The sequence below is a fragment of the Komagataeibacter kakiaceti JCM 25156 genome (assembly GCF_000613305.1).
Map to the genome: position 1 here is coordinate 1 of NZ_BAIO01000740.1, position 891 is coordinate 891.

At 68.1% G+C, this 891-nt stretch carries 1 protein-coding gene; it reads left to right on the top strand.

All coding sequences use genetic code 11. The features are described 5' to 3' along the window. Positions 1–891: phenylalanine--tRNA ligase subunit beta-related protein (locus JCM25156_RS18490; protein WP_025814311.1), on the top strand; the 891-nt coding region annotated here is incomplete at both ends.

The window sequence follows — 891 nt, forward strand, 5'->3', positions numbered from 1 at the left end:
CCGCGGCAGGCCCGTATCGCCAGCCTGCGCCGCCAGCTTGCCGCGCGCGGGCTGCTGGAAACGGTGGGCTTTTCATTCGTGGCGCTGGATCAGGCCGTCGCGTTCGGGGAGGCGCCGGCCGACCTGCACCTGCTCAATCCCATCGCGGCCGATCTGGACCAGATGCGCCCCACGCCGCTGGTCAACCTGCTGGCGGCGGTCAGGAGCAACGTGGCGCGCGGCTACCCTGATCTGGGCCTGTTCGAGGTCGGGCCTGCCTTTGACGCCGATGGCCAGAAACTGGTGGCGGCCGGGATCCGCAGTGGTCATTCCGACCGTCTGCCCGGCCAGCCCGCGCGGCCGGTTGATCTGTGGCAGGCCAAGGCCGACGCGCTGGCGGCGCTGGGTGTCATGGGGGCGGCGCTTGAAGGGTGCAGCATTACCGCCGATGCGCCGGCGTACTACCATCCGGGCCGGTCCGGCGTGATCCGGCAGGGGCCGAAGCTGGTGCTGGGGCATTTCGGGCAGTTGCACCCGGCCCTGCTGGCGCAGCGCGGGATTGATGTGCCGGTCTGCGCGTTCACGCTGTATCCGGACGCGGTGCCGGAGCCGAAGCGCAGGCGCAGGACGCCCCCGGCGCTGTCAGCCTTCCAGCCGCTGAAGCGGGATTTCGCCTTTGTCGTCGCGTCGGACATGGCGGCGGAAAAGCTGCTTCGCGCGGTGAAGGGGGCGGAGCGCAACCTGATTGTCGCGGTCAGCCTGTTTGATGTTTATGAAGGCGACAAGGTTCCGGCCGGGCACAAATCACTGGGCGTTGAAATCACCCTTCAGCCGATGGACAGGACCCTGACCGATGCGGAAATTGAAGCTGTCTGTGACCGCGTTGTCGCCGCCGCGCGGAAAAGCTGTGAT